6 protein-coding genes are annotated in these 5,801 nt (G+C 67.7%); 2 read left to right on the forward strand and 4 right to left on the reverse strand.

The window, feature by feature from the left end; genetic code table 11:
• Window positions 1-429: DUF937 domain-containing protein (locus LPZ50_RS20705; RefSeq protein WP_230664520.1), on the forward strand; the 429-nt coding region annotated here is incomplete at its 5' end.
• A 20-nt stretch (window positions 430-449) separates the two neighbouring features.
• Here LPZ50_RS20705 and LPZ50_RS20710 read toward each other — a convergent pair.
• Window positions 450-1,496, reverse strand: a complete 1,047-nt coding sequence (locus LPZ50_RS20710) for a porin (protein WP_230664522.1) — start codon at window positions 1,494-1,496, stop codon at window positions 450-452.
• A gap of 105 nt (window positions 1,497-1,601) precedes the next feature.
• The gene (locus LPZ50_RS20715) at window positions 1,602-2,510 is read right to left on the reverse strand and encodes a hypothetical protein (protein WP_230664524.1); all 909 of its coding nucleotides are present in this window, start codon (window positions 2,508-2,510) and stop codon (window positions 1,602-1,604) included.
• 141 nt (window positions 2,511-2,651) lie between these two features.
• Between LPZ50_RS20715 and LPZ50_RS20720 the strand changes: the two genes are divergently transcribed.
• Entirely contained in the window at window positions 2,652-3,611 is a 960-nt protein-coding gene (locus LPZ50_RS20720) for a LysR family transcriptional regulator (RefSeq protein WP_230664526.1), read from the forward strand.
• On the opposite strand, the gene LPZ50_RS20725 is transcribed toward LPZ50_RS20720, so the two are convergent.
• Together LPZ50_RS20725 and LPZ50_RS20730 are read right to left on the reverse strand one after the other, a co-directional pair.
• Window positions 3,590-4,957: a lyase family protein gene (locus tag LPZ50_RS20725; protein ID WP_230664528.1), complete on the reverse strand. Its 1,368-nt coding sequence runs from the start codon at window positions 4,955-4,957 to the stop codon at window positions 3,590-3,592. The two genes, LPZ50_RS20720 and LPZ50_RS20725, sit on opposite strands and share 22 nt — an antisense overlap.
• The coding region (locus LPZ50_RS20730; RefSeq protein ID WP_419195621.1) for an ATP-binding cassette domain-containing protein at window positions 4,954-5,801 on the reverse strand (848 nt) is incomplete at its 5' end. The genes LPZ50_RS20725 and LPZ50_RS20730, both read right to left, overlap by 4 nt.

Raw genomic sequence — 5,801 nt, forward strand, 5'->3', positions numbered from 1 at the left:
CCTAAACCCAAGCCCAAGCCGAAGGTCGAGAAACCGGTCGAGGCCCCGAAGGTTGAAACGCCGCCTGCCGGCGCCAACGCGGGCCAGGCCGACGGCGGCAACATCCTGGGCCACATTTTCGGCGACAAACAACAGCGCGCCGAAGACAACCTGGGCCAGGCCACCGGGCTGGGCGGCAACAATGCCGCCAACCTGCTCAGGCTGCTGGCCCCCATCGTGATGGCCTTCCTGGCCAGGCGCATGCAGGGCAGCGGCATGGATGCCGGCAACCTGAGCGCCTCTCTAGGCCATGAACGCGATGTGGCCCAGCAACAAGGCGGCCTGGGCGGCGGCCTGCTGGGCTCGGTGCTGGACCAGGACGGCGACGGCCAGGTCGGGCTGAACGACCTGCTGCAGATCGGCGGCGGCCTGCTCAACGGCCGCCGCTGATCCGCGCATCCGGCGCCGTGCTAGAAGCGGTGCCGGATGCCTACGCTGATCTGGCGCCGGCCGTTGTCCTCGTCGGCATCGAAATCGCGCGTATCGCTGTGGTTGTAAAAGGCGTACAGGTCGGTGCGCTTGGACAAGTCGTATTGGTAGCCCACCGCATAAGCCTGGATTTTCGAATGCGTCGTCTGCTGCCATGACGCCAGCAGCGCGCCCGGCCCTATCGGTACGCGCACGCCTGCCGTCCAGGCATAGTCTTTGTCCACGTCCTTGGCCGGTCCCTTGTTGGCGTCGCTCAGTCGACCGGCGCCCGCGTACACCCGCACAACTTCAAAGTCGTACGAACCGCCCAATTGCCAGTTGCTGGTGTCGCCCGCGGGATTGGCCCGGCCGCTGACGCGCCGTTGGTCCGCATACAAGTGCTCGTACGTCAGGGCCAGGCGCAACGGCCCCTTTCCGTACCGCACGCCGGCGGTGATCATCCGGTCGTTGTTGCCGGTGCCGAATTCCTGCTCGCCGTCCACCGCGAAGCTGTAGCCCACCGCGGCCTCGAACCCGTGCAGCTTGGGCGAGCGCCACATCACCATATTGTCGGCGATGCCGCTGGCGCCGAAATCGCCGTCGTTATAGCCGAATGTGGTGCCCAGGCCCGAGCGCGACCATGCGATCGAGAAGGGCGTGGCCGCGCCTCCCCATTCGCGGCCCAGCACCCATTGCCGGCCCAGGCGCACTTCACCGTAGCGGTCGCTTTCCAGGCCCACATAGGCCCAACGGCCGAACAGCCGGCCGGACTGGGCCGAAGTGCCATTGTCCGCGTTGAACCCGCCTTCCAGCTGGAAAGTTGCCTTCAGGCCGTTGCCCAGGTCCTCTACGCCCTTGATGCCCCAGCGCGATCCGGATTCATTGCCGCTGTCGATGCCCTGCGAGGTGCCTTTGGTGTCGTCATGGTCGTTCATATAGCCCAGGTCGATCAGGCCATACAGCGTGACACTGCTCTGGGCGTGCGCGGCGCCCGTCCAGCCCGCCATTGTCAGCGCCAGGGCCAGCGCGGTGGTCGCGGTTCTTCTCATGGTTTTCTCCTCCGTTGAAAAAACGTATTCCCGGACCGCGCGCCATGACGGGCCCGTCGCGGCCGGCAGGCCGCGGTACTGCGAATGATGAAAATGGCGCCGTCGCTACCGGGCGGCGCAGCCCTTCACGCGCGCGGCCGCGGCCGCGGCCATCTGGTCGTTCCGATGCCCCGCGCCGGGCACGTGCTGCAGTTCCCACCGCGCCTGCCGCCCGGACTGCCGCGCCAAGGCCTGGGCGTTCGCATAAAAACGTTCGCCGCGCGTCTTGCGGTCGGGGCCCTGGGCCTGCGCGCCGCGGGTACTGCGCATGACGCCGCCCTTGCGGCGCACGTCGTCATCCCCCAGCATCAGCAACAAGGGTTCGTCCAGGTACTGGGCGATCTGCGTATCCGTGACATCCGGCACGTCGCGCAGGCCATAGGGCCAATCGGCGCCGCGGCCAGGATAGGTGTACCAGCCTGAATTGGCCGCGATGATCAGGCAGGCCCGGCTTTCAGGGCGGAACAATGCATAGCGATGCGCGAACTGCGCGCCGGCGCCGTGGCCGTACAGGGTATAGCCCGACTGCCCCGTGGGCTGGCGCTGCGTGAAATCGGCGAATACCGCATCGGGCAGGGCGAAGCTCCATTGCGCGGCGGGATTGCGCGCCGCCGGCTTGGCCTTGCCCGTGATTTCCTCGTGCGATACCGCGTGGAAGACATTGCCCAGGTTATAGCCGTTGGCGCCCCGATAGGCCTCGCGCGTAAAAAGCGGCGCCAGCACCAGCAGCTTGCGCTGGCGCGCGATGTCGACCCAGGCGTCGCGATAGTCCTGCGCATCGCGCTTGATGCCATGCAGCAGAACCACCACCGGCGTGTCGGCCGTATAGGCCTCGGGCTTGAAGTAATACACCTGCACCGGCTGCCCGGTATCGGCGTCCTGGAATACGTACTGGCCCGCCCCGGCCGGCAACTCGGCGCGCACGGCCCCGGCGGCGGCCAGTGCGGCCAGGGCCGCGATGATCATTCGCTTCAAGCTTGTCTCCTGTGTGCGGGTTTCTTGTGGAACCCATAGTCGTCTTCTGGCATCCTATCGCCGTTGACCCCACCGATTATTCGAATTAAGCAATTAGGTCTTCGAATTAATAGAACCATTGCCGCCGCAAACGGCCCTCCCATGAACCTGAAATCCCTGCGCCTTTTCCGCCTGATCGTGTTGCATGGCTCGCTGGCCTCGGCCGCGGAACGGCTGCACCTGAGCCAGTCGGCGGCCAGCCGCCTGATAGGCCTGCTGGAAGACGAAATCCGCTTGAAGCTGTTCACGCGGGCCCGCCGGCGCCTGCTGCTGACTCCGGAGGGCGAACTGTTCTTCCAGGAAGCCGAACAGATCCTGATGGGCGTGGACGAAATTCCCCGCATCGCCGAGGACATTCGGGGCAAGAACCGCGAAAAATTCACGCTGGTGACCTCGGTGCCGCTGGGCACCTGCCTGGTGTCGCCCACGGTCAGCGACATGCGGCGCCAGACCCCCGATTTCGACTGCCGCATCCACATCGAGGGCCGGTTCGAGATCGAGAACAAAGTGGCGCGGCGCCGCTACAACCTGGGCCTGATCTCGCTGCCCATCACCAACGCCATCGTCGAACTGCAGGTCGAGCCCGTTTTGCAGGTGCGGGTCGAGGCCCTGCTGCCGCGCAGCCATCCGCTGGCCGCGCAGGACATGATCCGCGCCGAAGACCTGGTCGACCAGCCCATCGTGTCGCTGCAGCCGCACCAGCTTTGGCGCCGCCGCCTCGACGAAATCTACGCCACCGTGGGCGCCAAGCCGCGCATGGCGATCGAGACCACGTCGACGCTGATGGTGCAGCAGCTGGTGCGCGACGGTAACGGCCTGTCCATCATGGACCGTACCTCTGCCCGCTTGCTGCCCGGCGACAGCGTGGTATTCCGGCCCATCGCGCCCGAGCGCTGGGTCACGTACGCGTGCATCTTCCCCCCCGCGGGCCGCCCTCCCCTGGCGGACCTGTTCGTCGACTGCCTGCGCGGCTACGTACGCCGCCTGTGCCGCGAAGATGCCGAGGCCGCGCCCAGTTTCCGCTTGCTGAAGTCGGGCGATCAGGCCAGCGGTTCGGCCTGAGCCTGCCCAGGCGCGAGCTGGCGCGCCAGATCGCGCGCCAGCGCCGCCGCGTGCAACGCGATGTCGCGGCTGTTGCCGGTGTAGCGCGCGGGGTCCAGCGCTTCCTGGATCTGCGCCAGTGTGTAGTGCCGCGCCACATCCGGCTGGCGCAGCAACACCTCGGGCAACTGGCAACCCTCGCGCCGCGCCTCGCGGATCGCGGCGTGCACACGGTCGTGCGCATGCTGGCGCCCCAGCGTGGCCGCCAGCACCATCATCAACCGCTCGGACGCGATGACGTCGGCCGAACGCGCCAGGTTCTCGCGCATGCGCGCGGGATCGAAACGCACCAAGGCCAACAGTTCGTCCAGGCGCGTGGCAACGTCGTAGGCCAGCGGGCATGCCTCGTCGATCAGCCCATACAACTGCTGGTTGGTGGCGGAATCACCCTCGTGGCTGGGCTGGCCGGCTTCCAGCGCCGGCGCGGCCAGGGCGCGCAGGCGCGCGGCGCGCGCGATGAGGCCCACGACATGCTTGGGGTTGTCCTTGTGCGGCATGGTGCTGCTGCCCACCACTCCGTCGGGCAGCGTCTCGGCCACCTCGCCGATCTCGTCGGCCATCAGGGTGTACAGCTCATTGCCGATACGCGAGCACGCCATCGCAAACAGGGAAAGCACCAGCACGTATTCGCAAAACGGGTCCAGCATCGCGCGCGAATGCACCAGCGGACTGGCCAGCCCCAGGCGCTTGGCCATCGTTTCGGCCAACTGCATGCCATCTGGCCCGAAGGTATGCATGGCGCCGATGGCGCCGCCGAACACGAGCGAGAACGTGCGCGGCTCGGCCTGGCGCAGGCGCTCCACGCAGCGCGCCAGTTCCTCGATCCAGCTGGCCACCTTGAAGCCGAAGGTAATGGGCAGCGCGTGCTTGCGATTCGTGCGCCCCGCCATCACCGCTCCGGCGCCGTCTTCCGCCAGGTCGGCCAGGGTGGTCAGCGCCGCGCCGATGCGCGCCAGCAACAGGTGATGAACGCGGCGCATCTGCAGGACACGCCCGCCCAGGATGATGTTCTGGGTGGTTCCGCCCCAGTGCACATAGCCGCCCGCCTCGTCGCCGCAGGCATGCGCCAGCGCGTGCACCACCGACAATACGGGCGCCATGGTGCGCTTGATGTCCACGCGCAGGGCATCCAGGTCCAGATGACGCAGCGTGGCGCACGCGGCAATGCGCTGCGCGTGATCGGCGGGAATCAACCCCAGGCTGGCTTGCGACAGGGCCAGCGCGGCCTCGATATCCAGCCAGGTTTGCCAGGTTTGCTCGGTTGAGAACAAATCCGCCACGGTGGCGGGCAGTACGGCGGGGTTCATGCAGCAGCCTCGGCAAAAGCGCGGTCCAGGGTGGGAACGGAATCCAGCAGCAACGCGGTGTACTCATGGGACGGACGGGCCAGCACGGTGGCGGCTTCGCCCTCTTCCACGATACGCCCCGCGCGCATCACGGCGACCCGGTCGGCGATCTGGCGCACCACGCCTATATCGTGGGTAATGAACAACATGGACAATCCGAACTCCTCTTGCAGATCCTGCAGCAGGTTGAGTATTTGCGCCTGCACCGACACGTCCAGCGCCGACGTGGGCTCGTCGCACAGCAGCAGCTGGGGCCGCAGTATCAGCGCGCGCGCAATGGCGACACGCTGACGCTGTCCGCCCGACAACTGCCCCGGGAAACTGTTGATGACCCGCTGCGGCAAGCCCACGCGGTCCAGCATGCGCGCGACCTGCGCGCGGCGCTCGGCCGCCGCCAGGTTCCGGTGCAGTTCCAGGGGGCGGGCCACGATGTCGCCCACCGCGCGGCGCGGGTTCAGCGAGGAATACGGATCCTGGAACACAGGCTGCACCAGGCGGGCGCGGGCCTGGGACGCCAACTCGCCCACCGGCTGTCCGCCGAGCACGATACGGCCCTGGTCGGGATCGTCCAGGCCCAGCAGGATGCGCGCCAGCGTGCTCTTGCCCGATCCCGACTCCCCCACCACCGCCAGCGTCTCGCCGCGCCGCACCGCCAGCGACACGTGGTCTACCGCGCGCACCGTATAGGGCTGCCCGAACAGGCCCTTGCGCTGCGTGAACGTGCGCACGATGCCATGGGCCGCCAGCACCTCGTCCCGGCCGGGATCGCCGGTTTGCGGGCCGGCTCCGGCCGTGTGCGGCCCCG

Origin of the sequence: Bordetella petrii (assembly GCF_020991325.1) — a bacterium.
In the GTDB taxonomy this organism is placed as follows: Bacteria; Pseudomonadota; Gammaproteobacteria; order Burkholderiales; family Burkholderiaceae_B; genus Bordetella_A; species Bordetella_A petrii_E.

Coding starts and splice junctions, on each gene's coding strand:
- LPZ50_RS20710 (WP_230664522.1), bottom strand. CDS start 1,496: ATGAGAAGAACCGCGACCACCGCGCTGGCCCTGGCGCTGACAATGGCG.
- LPZ50_RS20720 (WP_230664526.1), top strand. CDS start 2,652: ATGAACCTGAAATCCCTGCGCCTTTTCCGCCTGATCGTGTTGCATGGC.
- LPZ50_RS20725 (WP_230664528.1), bottom strand. CDS start 4,957: ATGAACCCCGCCGTACTGCCCGCCACCGTGGCGGATTTGTTCTCAACC.